The sequence below is a fragment of the Streptomyces mesophilus genome (assembly GCF_040300965.1).
Lineage (GTDB): Bacteria > Actinomycetota > Actinomycetes > Streptomycetales > Streptomycetaceae > Streptomyces > Streptomyces mesophilus_A.
Genome location: NZ_JBEPEW010000070.1, coordinates 1 through 16,509, shown reverse-complemented (window position 1 = coordinate 16,509; position 16,509 = coordinate 1). Strand labels below are relative to the sequence as shown.

18 protein-coding genes and 1 pseudogene are annotated in these 16,509 nt (G+C 70.6%); 11 read left to right on the top strand and 8 right to left on the bottom strand.

What is annotated here, in order from left to right; all coding sequences use genetic code 11:
* Nucleotides 1-107: 107 nt before the first annotated feature.
* The 6 genes from ABT367_RS23520 to ABT367_RS23495 all read right to left on the bottom strand — a co-directional run bounded on the left by ABT367_RS23520 (nucleotide 108) and on the right by ABT367_RS23495 (nucleotide 7,260).
* On the bottom strand, nucleotides 108-2,357 hold the full coding sequence (locus ABT367_RS23520; protein WP_352255053.1) for a serine/threonine-protein kinase: 2,250 nt from the start codon (nucleotides 2,355-2,357) through the stop codon (nucleotides 108-110).
* Nucleotides 2,358-2,392: 35 nt separating this feature from the next.
* Entirely contained in the window at nucleotides 2,393-3,274 is an 882-nt protein-coding gene (locus tag ABT367_RS23515; RefSeq protein ID WP_352255052.1) for an oxygenase MpaB family protein, read from the bottom strand.
* Nucleotides 3,275-3,320: 46 nt separating this feature from the next.
* Nucleotides 3,321-3,797 carry a hypothetical protein gene (locus tag ABT367_RS23510; RefSeq protein WP_352255051.1) on the bottom strand — a complete coding sequence of 159 codons (477 nt, stop codon included), beginning with the start codon at nucleotides 3,795-3,797 and terminating at the stop codon, nucleotides 3,321-3,323.
* A 47-nt stretch (nucleotides 3,798-3,844) separates the two neighbouring features.
* Nucleotides 3,845-4,267, bottom strand: coding sequence for a hypothetical protein (locus ABT367_RS23505; protein ID WP_352255050.1), 423 nt, complete (start codon nucleotides 4,265-4,267; stop codon nucleotides 3,845-3,847).
* Nucleotides 4,268-4,351: 84 nt separating this feature from the next.
* Nucleotides 4,352-5,878 carry a YfcC family protein gene (locus ABT367_RS23500; protein WP_352255049.1) on the bottom strand — a complete coding sequence of 509 codons (1,527 nt, stop codon included), beginning with the start codon at nucleotides 5,876-5,878 and terminating at the stop codon, nucleotides 4,352-4,354.
* On the bottom strand, nucleotides 5,875-7,260 hold the full coding sequence (locus tag ABT367_RS23495) for a M20/M25/M40 family metallo-hydrolase (RefSeq protein WP_352255048.1): 1,386 nt from the start codon (nucleotides 7,258-7,260) through the stop codon (nucleotides 5,875-5,877). Before ABT367_RS23495 ends, ABT367_RS23500 begins: the two co-directional genes overlap by 4 nt.
* Before the next feature lie 327 nt (nucleotides 7,261-7,587).
* On the opposite strand from ABT367_RS23495, the gene ABT367_RS23490 reads away from it, so the two are divergent.
* The 7 genes and pseudogenes from ABT367_RS23490 (at nucleotide 7,588) to ABT367_RS23460 (ending at nucleotide 11,557) form a co-directional block, all read left to right on the top strand.
* Nucleotides 7,588-8,517, top strand: a complete 930-nt coding sequence (locus tag ABT367_RS23490; protein ID WP_352255047.1) for an expansin EXLX1 family cellulose-binding protein — start codon at nucleotides 7,588-7,590, stop codon at nucleotides 8,515-8,517.
* Between the two features lie 318 nt (nucleotides 8,518-8,835).
* Complete coding sequence (locus ABT367_RS23485; protein WP_352255046.1) at nucleotides 8,836-8,979, top strand: hypothetical protein; 144 nt, start codon at nucleotides 8,836-8,838, stop codon at nucleotides 8,977-8,979.
* Nucleotides 8,980-8,996: 17 nt separating this feature from the next.
* Nucleotides 8,997-9,044 (top strand): annotated as a pseudogene (locus tag ABT367_RS23480) (hypothetical protein); the annotation flags it as partial.
* Between the two features lie 3 nt (nucleotides 9,045-9,047).
* Complete coding sequence (locus ABT367_RS23475; protein ID WP_352255073.1) at nucleotides 9,048-9,194, top strand: hypothetical protein; 147 nt, start codon at nucleotides 9,048-9,050, stop codon at nucleotides 9,192-9,194.
* 43 nt (nucleotides 9,195-9,237) lie between these two features.
* Entirely contained in the window at nucleotides 9,238-9,594 is a 357-nt protein-coding gene (locus ABT367_RS23470) for a PRC-barrel domain-containing protein (protein ID WP_352255045.1), read from the top strand.
* Nucleotides 9,595-9,619: 25 nt separating this feature from the next.
* The gene (locus ABT367_RS23465) at nucleotides 9,620-9,982 is read left to right on the top strand and encodes an ANTAR domain-containing protein (RefSeq protein ID WP_352255044.1); all 363 of its coding nucleotides are present in this window, start codon (nucleotides 9,620-9,622) and stop codon (nucleotides 9,980-9,982) included.
* Between the two features lie 162 nt (nucleotides 9,983-10,144).
* On the top strand, nucleotides 10,145-11,557 hold the full coding sequence (locus ABT367_RS23460; RefSeq protein ID WP_352255043.1) for a carotenoid oxygenase family protein: 1,413 nt from the start codon (nucleotides 10,145-10,147) through the stop codon (nucleotides 11,555-11,557).
* 60 nt (nucleotides 11,558-11,617) lie between these two features.
* Here the strand turns inward: ABT367_RS23460 and ABT367_RS23455 are convergent, their stop codons facing one another.
* Nucleotides 11,618-12,796, bottom strand: a complete 1,179-nt coding sequence (locus ABT367_RS23455; protein WP_352255042.1) for an acyl-CoA dehydrogenase family protein — start codon at nucleotides 12,794-12,796, stop codon at nucleotides 11,618-11,620.
* A 191-nt stretch (nucleotides 12,797-12,987) separates the two neighbouring features.
* On the opposite strand from ABT367_RS23455, the gene ABT367_RS23450 reads away from it, so the two are divergent.
* On the top strand, nucleotides 12,988-13,476 hold the full coding sequence (locus tag ABT367_RS23450; protein WP_352255041.1) for a glutathione peroxidase: 489 nt from the start codon (nucleotides 12,988-12,990) through the stop codon (nucleotides 13,474-13,476).
* 57 nt (nucleotides 13,477-13,533) lie between these two features.
* Here ABT367_RS23450 and ABT367_RS23445 read toward each other — a convergent pair whose 3' ends face one another.
* Complete coding sequence (locus ABT367_RS23445) at nucleotides 13,534-14,115, bottom strand: cupin domain-containing protein (RefSeq protein WP_352255040.1); 582 nt, start codon at nucleotides 14,113-14,115, stop codon at nucleotides 13,534-13,536.
* 47 nt (nucleotides 14,116-14,162) lie between these two features.
* Between ABT367_RS23445 and ABT367_RS23440 the strand changes: the two genes are divergently transcribed.
* The 3 genes from ABT367_RS23440 to ABT367_RS23430 all read left to right on the top strand — a co-directional run.
* Entirely contained in the window at nucleotides 14,163-14,747 is a 585-nt protein-coding gene (locus ABT367_RS23440; protein WP_352255039.1) for a DinB family protein, read from the top strand.
* A gap of 489 nt (nucleotides 14,748-15,236) precedes the next feature.
* Nucleotides 15,237-15,911, top strand: a complete 675-nt coding sequence (locus tag ABT367_RS23435; RefSeq protein ID WP_352255038.1) for an HAD family hydrolase — start codon at nucleotides 15,237-15,239, stop codon at nucleotides 15,909-15,911.
* A 190-nt stretch (nucleotides 15,912-16,101) separates the two neighbouring features.
* Nucleotides 16,102-16,509, top strand: a 408-nt coding sequence (locus ABT367_RS23430; RefSeq protein ID WP_352255037.1) for an MmcQ/YjbR family DNA-binding protein, incomplete at its 3' end; no start/stop codon positions are given.

Genomic DNA, 16,509 nt, shown 5'->3' with positions numbered 1-16,509 from the left:
CGAGCGGTCGGGCGCGCCTCGGGGGCCGCATTACCAGGTCCACCTCGAGAGGCCGCGTTACCGACTCCCCCTCGGGAGACCGCGCAACCGGCTCCGCCTCGGGAGGGCTACCGCGTCCCCCGCTGCTGCCGCAGCGCCGCCACCCGCCGGTAAAGCTCGACCGCCTCGGCCCCGCGTCCCAGCTGTTCCAGACAGTGGGCCTCGTCGTTGCGGCTGGCGAGGGCGTCGGGGTGGTCGGCGCCCAGGACCCGTTCGCGGGCGGCCGCGACCCGGCGGTACTCGACGAGCGCGTCGCTCCAGCGGCCGAGCCAGCCGAGTCCGACGGCGACCTCGCGACGGCTGACCAGGGTGTCCGGGTGCTCGGGACCGAGCACGCGCTCGCGGACCGCGCAGACGTCGCGGGCCTCGTCGAGCGCCTCCTCCCAGCGGCCCATCCGGCCGAGGTTCACGCCCAGACCGTGCCGGGCGCGCAGGGTCTCGGGGTGGTCGAGGCCGTGCACGCGGGCGCGGTCCTCGACGAGGTCGCGGTAGAGGGTGAGCGCCTCGGCGCTGCGCCCGAGCCGGCCCAGGCTGATGCCGACCTCGTAGCGGGCGGCCAGGGTGTCGGGGTGGTCGGCGCCGAGTGCGGTCTTACGGGCCTCGGCGACCTCGCGGTACGTCTGAAGCGCTTCGTTCCAGCGGCCCAACTGACCGAGCGCGTAGGCGACTTCGTAGCGTGTGACGAGAGTGTCCGGATGCTCGGGGCCGAGCACCCGCGCGCGGGCGGTGGCCACTTCGCGCGCCATGCGGAAGGAGTCCTCGAGCCGGCCGAGTCTCGACAGGTTGAACGCGAGGTTGTGCCGGCAGCGCAGGGTGTCGGGGTGGTCGGGTCCGAGCCTCGGGTTGCGTTCGCGGGAGGCGAGTACGGCGAGGTACACCTGGTGCGCCTCGAAGTGGCGCCCCAACTGGCCGAGGACGTAGGCGACTTCCTGGCGGGCGGCGAGCGTCTCGGGGTGATCGGTGCCGAAGGCGCGCTCCCGCCCCTCGGCGACCCGGGTGTACTCGCGCAGCGCGTCGGCGGCGCGCCCGGTCCGGCTGAGCGTGAAGCCGACCTCGTAGCGGCTGGCGAGGGTGTCGGGGTGGTCGGGCCCCAGCACGTGTTCGCGCTCGGCGGCCACCGCGCGGTGCACCTCGCCTGCCTCCTCCCAGCGGCCGAGCCGGCCGAGGCTGAGTCCGGCGTTGTGCCGACCGGCGAGTACGGCGAGCAACTCCGGGGAGGGGGTGGGGCGTTCGGGCTCGGAGAGACGTCGTTCGCCGCGGGTGTCACTTCGCGGGATCCACTCGCCGGTCAGGCCCGCGGTCGCGTCCGGCGGGGTGGTGCGCAGGGCGGCGGAACCGCCGGCCTTGTGCCCGGTGGTCATCCCGCGGGTCCAGGACGGCAGCCGCGGCTCGTTGGACGGCGGCTGCTCGGGCCGGCGGGTGGCGGGCAGGGGCTGTGCGGGGATGCCGGTGACACCCAGGCCGGGCACGCCTCGCCCTTCGGTGACACGGCGGGCCAGTTCGCGGGCGTCGCCGGGCCGCTCGTCGGGGCTCTTGGCGAGCAGGTCGAGCACGATCCGCTCGAAGTACTCGGGCAGTTCGGACCGGTGGCTGCGCAGCGGCTCGGGCTCGGTGTCGCGGTGGCCGACGAGGACGGCCCAGGCGTCGTCGAGGTCGAACGGCGGTGCACCGGTGGCGATCTCGTACAGGACACAGCCGAGCGAGTACAGGTCGCTGCGGTGGTCGACCTGCTGGCCGCCGATCTGCTCGGGCGACATGTAGTGCGGTGTGCCCATCGCGATGCCGGTGCCGGTGAGCCGTGAGGTGAAGCCGATGTCGGCGCCGAGTCGGGCGATGCCGAAGTCGCAGATCTTCACGGTGCCGTCGCCGAGCCGCATGATGTTCGCCGGCTTCAGATCGCGGTGCACGATGCCCTGGTCATGGGTGTACGCGAGGGCGTGCGCGACCTGTTCGGTGATGTCGACGATGTCGGGCACGGGCAGCGGGTGCTGCCGGTTGTCCTCGAGGAGCTGGCTGAGGTTGCGGCCTTCGAGCAGCTCCATCACCAGGTACAGGACGCCCTCGGACTCACCGAAGTCATGGACGACGGTGACCCCTCGGTGCTGCAGCGCGGCCGCGACCCGCGCCTCGCGCCGGAACCGCTCGCGCAGCACGCGCGTGAACGACGCGTCGTGCTGCGGACCCATGGGCTTGAGGCATTTGACGGCGACGCGCCGCCCGAGCGACTCGTCGCGGGCCCGCCACACTTCGCCCATGCCGCCGCGCCCGATCAGATCGAGCAGTCGGTAGCGGCCCTGGATCAGCCTGGTCTCCCCCACCTCTGGCATGTCGTGCTGTCGCCCCCGTCGATTCGCTACGCCCTCCCCGGCCCGTCCAGTATGGCGGCGCGCCTGCGGAGTTTGTACGGTGCCGGGCGGCTGCCCGGGCCGAGTCGCTCCATGGCGCGCAGGATGTGCTTGGGCGGTAGCTGCCAGCGTACGCGGGCCGGAATGCGGCGCAGCAGGACGCCCGCGATCCGCAGCCGCCGGTCCGCAGTCTTCACCGAAGGCCCCCGCCGGCCGTACAACTCCTGCGCATACGGCGGCAATGCGGCATACGCCAGGTTCGCCACGCGTCGCCAGACGAGTGCGCGCAGCGGCACGAGGAGCGGATGGGTGGGCGGCCGCTGCAGGAAGTCGTCGACGTCGCGCGCCTCGGGACCGGCGGCCAATTCGGGGCGCACCCGTTCGAAGTAGGCGGTCAACTCGGCTTGATTGGACGGGACTTGGTCCGGATCGAGACCGAGCAGCCGCGCGTCCACCCGGTGCTCGTCGATGTAGCGGTCGACGAGCGCGTCGTCGAGCGGGAATCCGGACCTGCGCGCCACGTGCACATACGAGTCGATCTCGGCGCAATGCACCCAGAGCAGCAACTCCGGCTCGTCCACCCCGTACACCTCACCCGTGTCCGGGTCCGTCGCCTTGAGCATCCGGTGGATCCGCCGCACGCGGGCGCCCGCCTTCTCGGCGGCCTCGGTGGTGCCGTAACTGATCGTGCCGACGAAGTTCGCGGTCCGAAGGAGCCGCCCCCAGGCGTCCTTGCGGAAGTCCGAGTTCTGCATGACGCCCCGCACCGCCCGCGGATGCAGCGCCTGCAGATACAGCGCCCGCACCCCGGCCACCCACATCATGGGGTCCCCGTGCATCTGCCAGGTCACCGATTCGGGTCCGAACAACCCGGGATCCGCCTCCCGCATACGCCCCACCTCCGCTTTCAGATTAGGCGCAGCCACGCCGCCCGGGTCAGTCGCAGGCACGATCCGATGTGCCGGGCACGAACTCCAGGGGCGGCAGCTGCGAGGAGACGAACATCGCGTGGTCGTCCTCCTGCACTTGGATGTACCCGGCCAGGAAGTTGAAGGAGGCGTGCCGGCCGGCGTTCTCGTCGGGCGGCACGGGCGAGGTGAGGTCCGTGCGCACGGCGTGCAGGATCCACGACTTGCCGGCGAAGCGGGTGCTCTCGGCTCCGCAGTGCGAGAAGAGATCGTGCGGGTACCAGGTCCCGGTCCTGGGGTTGTCCGGTCCCTGGACCGGGTCGAGGTCGTCGGCGGGCTCGCGCGGGGGCAGCGTCTCTTCGTCTCCCGGGTACGAGGTCGGGGTGGACCGGGCTCGTTCCGCGCTGAGCGAGGTGCCGGGCGTACCGGTGGGGTTGTCCGCGCAGCCCGCGAACAGCAGGGCGGCCGGCAGCGCGAAGGCGGCGAGTATGCGGCGGCGTTTCATGCTCCAAGGACGTGGCGCGCACCGTTTTCGTTCACACCGGGGTGCCGTCACATGCAGACGGAATCCGTCTCTCCCGGCTGGAGTTCGACGGGCGGCAGCGCGGCGGAGACGAAGACGGCGAGGTCGGGGCTCTCCAGTTTGATGTATCCCGCGAGCACGGGCTGCGCGACGGACAGTTCACGCGGGGCGAGCGGCGATTCCAGATCTGTGCGCACGACGTGCACCAGCCAGGTGCGGCCTGCGAACTCGGTGCTGTGCAAACCGCAGTGGGAGCTGAAGTCGTGCGGATACCACTTCCCCGGCTCGACCTTGCGCGGCGGCTTGGCCGGCTCCCAGCCGGTCTCACCGGCGTTGCGGGCGGGCAGCGAAGCGTCCGGTCCTGACTCCGCTCCCGGGCCGGAAGCCGCCGCGGATGCACCGCAGCCGGTGAGGAGCAGCAGGGCGGGCAGGACCAGCGCGGCGGCACTCATTCTCCGTGTCATGCCCCTTGGACGCCGACTGTGTGCGTTTCGTTCGCCGCCCCACGGCAGTTCGGGCCGCCCCTGCGCGGCCCCTCAGGTCACCGCCGCACCCAACGCCAGGAACCCGCAGATCAGCACGAACAGAATCGCCAGCAACGGCCAGACGAACCGCAGGTACTTGTCGTAGCCGACCTTCGCCAGGGCCACACCGCCGATGGTCACGGCCGTGGTCGGCACCCACAGGTTCATCCAGCCGCTGGCCGCCGCCCAGGCCGTGACCACCACGGCCCGCGAGACGCCCGCGAAGTCGGCGAGCGGCGCGAGGATGGGCATGGTGAGGGTCGCGTGCCCCGAGGTGGAGGGGATCAGGAACGCCAGCGGCAGGTTCACCACGAACACGATGATCGCGAACAGCGCGGACGAGGTGCCCTTGACCACGCCTTCGATGGAGTGCAGGACCGTGTCCGTGATCTTCGAGTTGTTCATGATCACTGTGACGCCGCGGGCCAGCATGATGACAAGGGCGGGCGAGATGAAGTCCGCCGCGCCCTGGATGATCGTCGAGCTGAGCTTGGGCTCGTTCATCCGCGCCACGAGGCCCACGAGTACGGCAGCGACCAGGAACAGCGCGGCCAACTGCGGGAAGGACCAGCCCAGTTCCCAGCCGTACGGCGTGGCGTCGGCCTTGCCGCTCAGCGCGCTCGACCAGGGCACCACCGAGAAGATCATGAAGGCGAAGACCAGGCCGACCATGACGAGCACGCCCTTGTGGAGCCGCGTCAGCTCGGGCGGCTCACCCACGGTGGCCTGCGCGGCCTGCTCCCGGTCCCCGGGCTGGAAGCCGCCGATCGACTTCGACGGATCCTTCTGTACGCGCTTGGCGTACCGCACCACGTACGCGATGGTCACGGCGGTGAGCACGATCCACATGGCGAAGCGCAGCACGATGCCGTCACCGAGCGAGATCCCGGCGGCGGACGAGGCGACACCGGTCGCGAACGGGTTGACCGTAGAGCACATCACTCCCACACCGGCGCCGAGAATGGCCGTGCCCACGGCCACCATCCGGTCGAACCGGAGCGCGAGCATCATCGGTACGAGCAGTCCGTAGAACCCGAGGGTCTCCTCGGCGAACCCCTCGACGGTGCCGAGCAGCGAGAACACCACCATCACACCGGCGATCAGGAGCGCACCGCGGTCCCGCAGCCGGTGCGCGAGGCGGGCGATACCGCGGTCGAGCGCGCCGGTCGCGAAGACCACGGTGATGAACGCGCCGATGGCGAGCACGAACAGGAAGACGCCCGCGCTGCCGTACAGCGAGCCCACCATGTCCGGGCCGACCTGGCCGGTCTTCTCGTCCTGCACGCCGTACAGACCGTTGACCGGCGCCAGGAACAGGTCGTTGAGCCGGTCGACGAAGGACTGCCCGGACGGGACGCGGTGGTACGTGCCCTCGATCGGGCCGCCGTCCTCGTTGCGGTCGTACTGCCCGGCCGGGATCAGGAACGCAAGGAGCCACACGCCGATCGTGACGATCGCGAGGATGGTCAGGGCGCTCGGGAACGTGAACTTCTTCTTCTCCGGCTCCTGTTCGGGCGCCCGGGTGTCGGTGGTGCTCACGAGGTGGCTCCCGGTGCACCCGTACGACCGCGGTAGTCCTCCGCGTACTCGGTGACGAAGGCCGCCATCGCGACGACGGTGTTGCGGAGCTCGGAGAGCAGCACGCGCTCGTTGGGGGCGTGCAGGTTGCACATGCCGTCCTGGGCGCCGAAGAGCAGCACTTCGGCGTCGGGAGCGGCTTGCGCGAGACCGTTGACCAGCGGGATGGAGCCGCCGGTGGCGACGTATCCGGCCTCCTTGCCCCAGGCCTTCTGCAGTGCGCTGCGGGCCGCTGCGTAGGCCGGTCCGCCGGTGGCCGCCTCGTATCCGGGGCCGGTGTCGCCGGGGGTGACGGTCAGTGGGATGCCGAAGGGCCGCTGTGCCCGCAGATGCTCCACGAGTTTGTCGCGCGCGTCCTTGGGGTCCTGCAGCGGGTGGAACCGGAGGTTGAGCTTGGCCCGGGCGTACGGCACCACGGCGGACGCCGCGTGTTCGACGCTCGGCGCGTCCAGGCCGATCACGGTGATCGCGGGCCCGGACCACAGCCGCTCTCCCAGCCCACCCGACCCGATCAGCGGCAGCCCTTCCTGGACGCCGGCGAGCGAGCGGAACTCGTCCTCGGTGTAGCCCGCCCCGCTCCACTCGTCGCGGCGCAGCCCGGGTACGGCGACATCGCCCTTGTCGTCGTGCAGGGAGGCGAGGGCCCGAAGGAGTACGAGCAGGGCGTCGGGCGCCGCGCCGCCGAACTCGCCGCTGTGCCGGGGCTCGTCCAGGGTGCGTACCTCGACGACGACCTCCGCGGCGCCCCGCAGCCCGGTCGTGAGCGTCGGGGTGCCCGGGCGCAGATTGCCGAGGTCGGCGATGACCATCGCATCGCACGCGAAGCGTTCGGGGTCGGTGGGCGGATAGTCGTCGAAGGGGCTGCCGTACTCCTCCTGCCCCTCGATGATCATCTTGATCCCGACCGGAGGCCGGCCACCGAAGACCCGGAGCATCCCGAGGTGGGCGATCACATTCGACTTGTCGTCGGCGATCCCCCGCGCCCGCAGCCCGCCGCCGGGGTCGTCGGTGGGGGTGGGCACGAAGGGCGGGGACAGCCAGGAGGACTCGTCACCCGGCGGCTGCACGTCGTAGTGCCCGTACAGGAGGACGGTGGGTGCGCCCGGGTCGGGCGGCGGGATGTGCGCGTACACCGCAGGTGCCGTGTCCGGCAGGTCGAGCCGCTCGATGTGCTGGACGCCCGCGCCGCGCAGCAGCTCCACCACCAGGTCATGGGCCTGTTCGAGCGGTTCGGGCGGGAAGCCCGGGAACGCGATCGAGGGGATCGCGGCGAGCCGTTCGAGGTCGGCGCGCAGGCTGTCCATCAGCCCGTCGACCGTGGCCTCCAGATTGCCGATCTCCATGGTGCTGCCCCTGACTGTGGCGCGGACGTACTTCGACGCCACACTTCCCGACCACTCGAGGGCTCGCATTCCGGGCGGGGCAGGCGTGTGGTGCCGCGCGGCAGTTCTGGTTCACCACTGCTTTCCCGAGGCTGCGACCGCGCGCGCCGCATGAGGCCCGTACGCCTCCGGGAGCGCGGCTTGCCGCCGCCGTACGACCAGCAGGTGACGTCGGGCGCGAGCAGCGCCCGTTCTCCTTGTGAGACCCCGGAAGTCCTCGGCAACCTTTGCGCGCACGGCGGCCACTCAGCAGTGCACCATCGGCTCGACATCGCGGACGGACGGAACATGACCACACCGAGACAGGCCGCGCGGCAGCGCAGACACCGACGCAGGCTCATACTCGGCGCCGCCGCGGCGGTGATCTGCGCCGGCGTGCTCGCCTCCCTGCTCATGGCGCTGCTCCCCGGCCGCGATACCGACGCTCGGTCCGCCACCAACACGACCACGCCCGCGGGCGCCACCACGGCCGCCGAAGCCCCGACCCCGACGACGGCTGGAACGAGCTCCCCCGCCCCGAAGCGTTCCGCGAGCACCGAGCCGGCGCCCCCGTCGCCCACCAAGACAGCGCGGTCCTCCCGAGAGCCCGCCACGGCTTCGCAGGCGGGCCGGATCCAGCCCGGCACCCCGTACAAGGGCGTGGCCACCGCGTACGAGGCCGCGGACGGGGACGGCGCCTGTCTGTTCGGCCCCAGCCCCGACCTCATGATCGCGGCCATGAACACCACCGACTACGAGACGGCCAAGGCGTGCGGCGCCCATGTGCTCGTCCGCGCGGCCAACGGCAAATCGATCACCGTACGCATCACCAATGAATGCCCGCTGCCCTGCGCACCCGGGCAACTCGACCTCAGCCAACAGGCCTTCGCCGAGCTCGCCGACCTCGAGGTCGGCCGGATCCTCATCACATGGAGTCTGGTGAGCCCCGGCACCTCGGAGACGATCTCCCTGCGGTACAAGACGGGCTCCAGCCGTCATTGGTGCGCCGTCCAGGCGATCGGCCACCGCAATCCCGTGGCCGGGCTTGAGGTCCGGACCCCGAACGGCTGGCGGCGGCTGCCCCGTACCGCGTACAACTACTTCCTCTCCGAGAACGGCAGCGGGTGCGGTGGCACGGTCCGGCTGACCGACATCTACGGCGAACGGCTGACCGTCACGGGAGTCGCGGTGCGGCCGAACGTCGCGCAACCCACCCGGGTCCAGTTCGCGCGCCACTGATCCTGAGCCTGAGCCTGCACCTGCACCTGCACTGCTCATCGGCTGCCACGATCGGAGGCACCAACCGAGCCTCCCTACAGGCCGGTTCCGGCGCCGGGCCGTACGGGCTGCCGCCGGAAGCTATCTCCAACCTCTGCGCAGGACTACCCTGTTGAGTGAAGCCCGAGCCCCCGGCAGCGACCAATTCCCTCTGACTCGCAGCACCACGCGAGCGGGGACCCTTCGCGCGGGAAGGCCCGCCGTGATCCCCTTGTCCGCCGTCACTGCCATTGCCGAAGACCGCCGTGACCGAGCCGGCACCATCACCGGACGGACGCCATGAACCCGACGGTCACGGTCAGGGAAGAGCGCTGGGCACTGAAGGCCCGGATGGCATGGGGAGATCAGGCCCTGGCGCCGGCCGTCGCCATGCTGCGCGCGGAGAACGACTCACTGCGCCGACACTGGCCGGACGTGCGGTGATCGACCAGGCACGCGGCATGGTGATGGCCCTGACTCCGTGCACCCGTGGAGAGGCCAGGAGTCTGCTGGTGGATGTCTCACGCCAGTGTGACCTCAGGCTCCGCGAAGTCGCCGCGGCCCTCGTGGCCACCTCGGACGGGGCACAGCTGCCCCGCCATCTGCACGTAGCACTGCGCAAGGCGCTGCGGCGACTGCACACAGCACAGCGCCGATGACCTGGCGCCGAGCATCGGGCGAACTTCCCGGAAGGGCCGGAACATGATCCGCACAGCTGACATCCGCGAGTGGCGCGACCGCAACGTGGTGGACGCCGAGGGACACAAGATCGGCGTACTCGAATCGGTCTATGTGGACACCACCACGGACGAGCCCGCCATGGTCACCGTGCGGACGGGCCTGCCGACCCGGCACCGGCTGCTGTTCGTCCCCCTCGACGAAGCCGTTGCGGGGCCGGACCATCTGCGGGTCCGGTACGTCAAATCCTTGGTGCGCAAGGCACCTTCGATCGGGACGGACGACATCCTCCCGGCCGAGCAGGAGGCAGCGATCTTCCAGCACTACGGCCTCACCTACCAGCCCGGCGCCGGGGGCGAGAGGCAACTTGCCCGCCGATGACCACCTGCGTGACGAGGGATGCGCCATGCAGCAGGCGATCACGGCTCCCGAAGCCCGTCGAAGGCTCACGGCTGTCCCCGAGGCGGAGGCGGTGGATCCCCTCGCAGCCGAGGTCCTCGAACTACGGGCTCTCAATGAACAGTTGAGCCGGGCCATGGCCAGCCGTGCGGTGATCGACCAGGCACGCGGCATGCTGATGGTGCTTGCACCGTGTTCCAGCGATCGGGCCTGGGGTCTGCTGGTGGAGTTGTCGCAGCGCTCCAACGTGAAGCTGCGGCTCGTGGCGGCCGCCCTGGTCGCTGCCGCCGGCGACGAGCCGCTCCCGGAGCCCGTGCGGCGTGAACTGCGCGCCGTCCTGCGGCGCCTGCAGTCGGCCGGCTCGCCGTGACGGGCGACCGAACCCGATGGGTTGCGACGAGGCCGACGGGCGCCACCGGGAGCTGAGAATTCAACCGAGCCGGGGTGCCCGGCAGGGCTCGACCCGGACCGGGTTTCGCTGGATGGTGGAGTCAGGGGCCACCGCTCTGCCGGACCCGTCGAGGAGGCCGTCATGGCCGATCAGGGAAATCCGTATCTGCGTGGGCTGTTCGCTCCCGTACGCGAGGAGGTCACCGCTCATGACCTGCCCGTGAGCGGCCGGATCCCCGACGGTCTCGAGGGACGGTATCTGCGCAACGGACCCAATCCGCTGAATCTCGACGACCCGGCGACCTACCACTGGTTCAGCGGGCCGGGCATGGTGCACGGAGTGCGGCTGCGGGACGGACGGGCGCAGTGGTACCGGAACCGGTGGGTGCGCAGCGACGCGATGGCGACCGCGCTCGGCGACAAGCCGCTGCACGGACCGCGCCACCTGGACATGGATACGGCGCCGAACACCCACATCCTGAACTTCGCCGGCCGCTGCCTCGCCACCGTCGAGGGCGGGGCGCTGCCCTACGAGCTGGACGGCGATCTCAACACCCTTGGACCGTACGACTTCCAGGGCACTCTGCCGGGTGGGTTCGCCGCGCACACCACGCTCGACCCGGTCAGCGGTGAGCTGCACGCCGTGGCGTACTGCTGGGCGTACCCGTATGTGCAGTATCTGGTCGTGGGGGTCGACGGGCGCGTACGCACGTCGGTGGACATCCCCGTCGACGGGCGGCCGATGATGCACGACTTCTCGCTCACCTCGTCGCACGTGCTCCTGTACGACCTGCCCGTGGTCTTCAGCGATCCCGCCACCTCCCCATCGACGATGCCCTATGTCTGGGATCCCCAGCGCACGCCCCGGCTCGGCGTGCTGCCGCGTGAGGGACGGGCCGAGGACGTGCGGTGGCTGGAGATCGAACCGTGCTTCGTCTTCCACCCCATGAACGCGTACGAGGACGGCGCGGGGCGGATCACCATTCATCTCGTGCGCTACGACCGGATGTTCGCGGGGCAGGACAGCCGAGGACCCGACGAGACACCGCCACGGCTCGTCCGCTGGACCGTCGACCTGGCGGCCGGGACAGTGCGCGAGGACGGACTCGACGAGCGTGCCGTGGAGTTCCCGCGGATCGACCCGCGGCGCGAGACCGGCGTCCACCGGTACGGCTACGGAGTGCTCGAACCCACCGACGGATACGCCGCCGAGCGCGCCCGCCGCCATCTCCTCTCCCCCACATCACCAGCACCCGATCTCACCCAAGTCGGCGTCGGCATCATCAAGTTCGACCTGGAACGGGGCAGCAGCGAGGTGCATCGCTTCCACCGGGACGGGGACGTCGGCGAAGGCGTCTTCGTCCCGTCGACGGACAGCGGAGCCGAGGACGACGGGTGGATCCTGTCGTACGTATTCGATCCCGAGCGCGGCGCCACGGACCTGGTGGTCCTCGCCGCCCAGGACCTGGGCGGCGAGCCCCTCGCGCGCGTCCATCTGCCGGTCCGGGTGCCGGTGGGATTCCACGGCAACTGGATTCCGGACCACGTGAGCTGACCGTCGGCGTTCGCGGGGCGCTGCGCCGTACGCCGCCACCTGGCCGCCGCGGGTTGGGGCTCAGCGCCGCACGCGCGGCATCCCGAGACCGATCCAGGAGATGATCTCGCGCTGGATCTCGTTGTTGCCGCCGCCGAAGGTGAAGATCACAGCGCTGCGGTAGCCGCGCTCCAGCTCGCCGTGGAGCACCGCCCCCGCCGAGCCCTCCTTGAGCGGCCCGGCCGAGCCCACGACCTCCATCAGCCAGGCGTACGCGTCCCGGCGCGCCTCGGATCCGTACACCTTGACGGCCGAGGCGTCCTGCGGGGTGAGTGTGCCGTTCTGGACGGCGTTCACCATCTGCCAGTTGAGCAGCTTCATCGCATCGAGCTTCGTGTGCGTCATCGCGAGGCGCTTGCGCACCCAGCCGAGGTCGAGCACGCGCCGGCCGTCGGCGAGCTTGGTCTCCTCGGCCCACTTCTGTACGTCGTGCAGGGCGCGGATCGCCATGGTGCCGTGGGCGGCGAGCGTGACGCGCTCGTGGTTGAGCTGGTTCGTGATCAGCCGCCAGCCCTTGTTCTCCTCGCCGACCCGCCGGCCGACCGGCACCCGGATGTTCTCGTAGTAGCTGGCCGTGGTGTCGTGCGAGGCGAGCGTGTTGATGATGGTGCACGAGTAGCCGGGGTCGCTGGTCGGCACGAGCAGCATGGTGATGCCCTTGTGCGGCGGCGCGTCCGGATCGGTGCGCACGGCCAGCCACACCCAGTCCGCGGTGTCGCCGTTCGTCGTCCAGATCTTCTGCCCGTTCACGACGTACTCGTCACCCTCACGCACCGCCCGCGTCTTCAGGGCGGCGAGGTCCGTGCCCGCGTCGGGCTCGCTGTACCCGATCGCGAAGTCGATCTCCCCGGACAGGATCTTCGGCAGGAAGTACGACTTCTGCTCCTCGGTGCCGAACTGCATGATCGTCGGGCCGACGGTGTTCAGACCCATGATCGGCAGTGGCACGTTGGCCTGCGCGGCCTCGTCGAAGAAGATGAACTGCTCCATGGGGCTCAGCCCACGGCCGCCGTACTCCTTGGGCCAGCTCACGCCGAGCCAGCCGTCGCGGCCCAGCCGCCGGATGGTCTCGCGGTAGTACCGCTTCTGCTCGGCCGGGTCCTCGTACCGGGAGTAGGCGTTGTCCGGCACCAGCTCGGCGAAGTACGCACGCAGCTCGGCGCGCAACTGCTGCTGCTCAGGCGTGTATTCGAGGTGCACGGCCCCTCCTGGATCTGGCTGTCCTTGGCGGCGCACACAGTAGAACTTGTTTCAGTAATGGGGAAGAGACAGCGACACACGGGCTGCCTCTTTCCCCTTCTTTCCGCTGCGTAGGATGCGAAGAGCGCCTGCCGAGCGCTGGAAGACCCCATGAATCGCCCCCTCACACACGCCCCTCACGAGGAGTCCCGATGAGCCTGTACGACATCCCGCTGCGCACCCTCACCGGCGCGGACACCACCCTGGCCGACCACAAGGGCAAGGCGATCCTGCTCGTCAATGTCGCCTCCCGCTGCGGCCTCACCCCGCAGTACGAGGGCCTGGAACGCCTCCAGAAGCGCTACGCGGACCGCGGCTTCACGGTGATCGGCGCCCCGTGCAACCAGTTCGGCGCCCAGGAGCCGGGCACGGCCGAGGAGATCGAGAGCTTCTGCTCGACGACGTACGGCGTGACGTTCCCGCTCCTGGAGAAGCTGGACGTCAACGGCGCCTCCCGCCACCCCCTGTACACGGAGCTGACGCAGACGGCGGACCCGGAGGGCGCGGCGGGCGACGTCCAGTGGAACTTCGAGAAGTTCCTGATCAGCCCGTCCGGCGAGATCCTGGGCCGCTTCCGCCCGCGTACGGAACCGGAGGCGGAGGAGCTGGTGGCGGCGATCGAGGCCGCGCTGCCCGCCTGATCGACCCGCCACCGAAGGCGCCGCACTCACCGAGTCGGCGCCTTTCGCATGGAGCCGCTAGGTGCGCAGGAACGGCTTCAACGCCTCGGCGATATGCGGGAGTTCGGCGAGCACGGCCGGCGTGGCGTACTCGTGATCGGCGTAGTCGAAGCCCGGGGTGACGACCTCCGCGACCAGCGCATGGCGCCCCCCGTCGAGCAGCCTGCTGGCCTTCCACCATCCTCCCGGCACGGCCAGGAACAGGGCCGCGTCCCCGAGCCGGGTCCGGGTGAGCGCGCCCTCCGGATCCACCGTCACGTACTCGACGGGCCCACCGTCCAGCAGGAAGTGCAGGATGTCGCTGCGGTTGCGATGCAGCAGTCCGGACGGCTGGGACTCGTCGAGCAGGTAGTAGATCGAGCTGGCCAGCGGACGCTCGCCCCGCGGCGCGGGAATCGTATGAGAGCTGGTGTGGATACGCCGGAAGTAGCCGCCTTCGCCGTGGGGCTCGAGGCCGAGCTCGCTACGCCAGTCGTACGTGCTGTCCCGCATGGGCTTGGTCTCCTCCGCGTCACGCCAAAGGCGGTCGGGTCCTGGTCGGTTCGACACCTCGATGATGAGCATGGCCGGGCCTCGGCGCCGGCAGTCGTCGCGGACCACCTACGGGATCTTGAGACCACGGGCGGCGCATGGCAGGCTCATGCCGCATGATCGATGAGTTCGCGAAGAACCACCTGCACAGCAGACTGCGGCGGGACCGCGAGGCGCTGCTCTGGAAACTCGACGGCTTGTCCGAATACGACGCCCGCCGGCCTTTGACGGCGACCGGGACCAACCTCCTCGGCCTGGTCAAACACGTGGCCACCGTCGAGGCCAGGTACTTCGGCGAGGTCTTCGACCGGACCTCCCCGGAACCGCTGCCCCACTGGCAGGACTCCGACGGCAGCGATCAGTGGGCGGCCGAGGACGAGACCCGCGATCAGATCATCGCGTTCTACCGGCGCACGTGGGAACACTCGGACGCGACGATCGACGCACTCCCCCTCGACGCCGCCGGACACGTGCCGTGGTGGCCGGGTCCGTATTCCAACACGAACCTGTTCGCCGTCATGCTCCATGTCCTCAGCGAATCCGTCCGGCATGCCGGGCACGCCGACATCCTGCGCGAGGGCCTCGACGGCCGGACCGGGTTGCGCGCCGAACACGAGCAGGAGATCGACGAGGAAGCCCGTGCGGCCCACCGCGCGAAGATCGAGCGGGCCGCCAGGTCGGCCGCACCGGTCAACGGCTAGGGGTTGTCCGACGTGGCTTGATGTTCTTGCGGCGAGAAAGCGTTGCCGGCTCCCTCTCGGAAACCGAAGCGTCGCGAGCAACCGGCGCACGGTCATCGACGTCTTCCTGCACGGCGAAGGCGGGCGCGGCCGGAGTTCGAGGAAACCCTGGACGCGCACGCGTGCGTTCCCGCCGCACTGAGAACTCGAGAAGCAGGTGCCCGCGCGGACCGCCGGCAGAGGTCCGAGAGTCCATCGACGACACGGAGCGAGCGCAGGCGAGCAAGAGGGGGAAGGGATGACCACGCCCACGCCGACCAATTGCCCCATCTGCAATGGGCCGATGCCCTGCCTGAAGCATTTCCTCGCGGACGCCACTGCACGGTCCCGGCACGTAGGCACCTCGCCCAAGCGGCTCGGGAGCACTGACAGGGCATGCTCAGTGCTCCCGGACCGCTTGGAACAGGCACGGCGGGCATGTCGTCGGGGTGCGCCTGGCATGATCCATACGTGAATGGTGAACAGGGGCGGGGCCGCTTCAAGTACGTGCTCTTCGATGTCGACGGCACACTCATCGACGCGGTGAGCAACCAGCGCCGGGTGTGGGCGAGTTGGGCCGAGCAGTACGGACTGGACGCGGACGAGGTCCATCGGGTGGCGCTGCGGACGCGGCCGATGGAGACCTTCGCCGAGGTTGCTCCGGGGCACGATGCGCGCGAGTGCCTGGCCGTCCTGCACGCGCTGGAGGACGACGACGTCCGCACCGGGGTGTACGGGGCGTTCGACGGCGCCGCCGACCTGCTGCATGCCCTGGGCGAGGGGACCTGGGCTCTGGTGACCTCGAACTACGAGCATCGGGTGCGCGGCCGCTTCCAGCGGACAGGGCTGCCCCTGCCGGAGATCGTCGTGGACGCGGCGGCGGTCGAGGAGGGCAAGCCCTCCCCCGTCCCCTATCTCCAGGCGGCCGCGTTGCTCGGCGCCGAGCCGGCCGAGTGCCTGGTCATCGAGGATGCCCCGTCAGGCGTGCGGTCCGGGCTCGCGGCCGGGATGACGGTGTGGGGCGTGAACACCGAGAGCGCGGTCGACGGCGTGCACCGCCACTTCACCGAGCTGCGCGAGGCGGTCCCGCATATCCTGGCCGAGCTGCCCGTCCCCCGGCGTACCCTCAGGCCGCAGGCCTCTTGACGAAGACAGCGATCTCGATGGCCTGACCGGCACGGGACCGACGGCCATCGCGACCGGACGACCGTCGCCACCTGGAGCCGAACGCGGCGCCGCGCCGGACCCGGCGCCGAGCCCGCACGCTACCCACCGCACCGCGCGGCCCCCGGCTTGCCGCTCCGGGCGTGTCACCGCCCCGTGCCAGACTTCCCGCATGACCACTGTCGCCCAGCTCCGCAAAGCCGCTCTCGGACTTCCCGAGGTGGAGGAGGGCACGCATTTCGGAATGGTGTCCTTCGCCGTACGGGGGAAAGGGTTCGCCTCCGTCACCAAGGACGGGCAGGTCCAGCTGCAGCTCCCGGACGCAGCCGCCGAGGAGGCCCTCGCCGCGCACCCGAGCGGTGAGCGTCTCGAGCGGATGGGCAAGCCGATCGGGTTCCGCGTGCCGCTCGAGGACATCAACGGCAAGGACCTCAACGCGCTCGTCCACGCCTCCTGGGCGCACCGCGCCCCGAAGCGCCTCGCCGCCACGCTCACCGACGCCCGGACCGCCGCGGAGGGACCGGTCGCGGGGGTGGGGGGGGGGGAGGGGGGACAGCGCCCGCGGGCGCGGGGAGGTGTG

What these genes read in the sequence shown, in the direction of transcription:
- ABT367_RS23515 (WP_352255052.1), bottom strand. Translation starts at nt 3,274, where the DNA reads ATGCGGGAGGCGGATCCCGGGTTGTTCGGACCCGAATCGGTGACCTGG.
- ABT367_RS23510 (WP_352255051.1), bottom strand. Translation starts at nt 3,797, where the DNA reads ATGAAACGCCGCCGCATACTCGCCGCCTTCGCGCTGCCGGCCGCCCTG.
- ABT367_RS23505 (WP_352255050.1), bottom strand. Translation starts at nt 4,267, where the DNA reads ATGAGTGCCGCCGCGCTGGTCCTGCCCGCCCTGCTGCTCCTCACCGGC.
- ABT367_RS23495 (WP_352255048.1), bottom strand. Translation starts at nt 7,260, where the DNA reads ATGGAGATCGGCAATCTGGAGGCCACGGTCGACGGGCTGATGGACAGC.
- ABT367_RS23490 (WP_352255047.1), top strand. Translation starts at nt 7,588, where the DNA reads ATGACCACACCGAGACAGGCCGCGCGGCAGCGCAGACACCGACGCAGG.
- ABT367_RS23485 (WP_352255046.1), top strand. Translation starts at nt 8,836, where the DNA reads ATGAACCCGACGGTCACGGTCAGGGAAGAGCGCTGGGCACTGAAGGCC.
- ABT367_RS23470 (WP_352255045.1), top strand. Translation starts at nt 9,238, where the DNA reads ATGATCCGCACAGCTGACATCCGCGAGTGGCGCGACCGCAACGTGGTG.
- ABT367_RS23465 (WP_352255044.1), top strand. Translation starts at nt 9,620, where the DNA reads ATGCAGCAGGCGATCACGGCTCCCGAAGCCCGTCGAAGGCTCACGGCT.
- ABT367_RS23460 (WP_352255043.1), top strand. Translation starts at nt 10,145, where the DNA reads ATGGCCGATCAGGGAAATCCGTATCTGCGTGGGCTGTTCGCTCCCGTA.
- ABT367_RS23450 (WP_352255041.1), top strand. Translation starts at nt 12,988, where the DNA reads ATGAGCCTGTACGACATCCCGCTGCGCACCCTCACCGGCGCGGACACC.
- ABT367_RS23440 (WP_352255039.1), top strand. Translation starts at nt 14,163, where the DNA reads ATGATCGATGAGTTCGCGAAGAACCACCTGCACAGCAGACTGCGGCGG.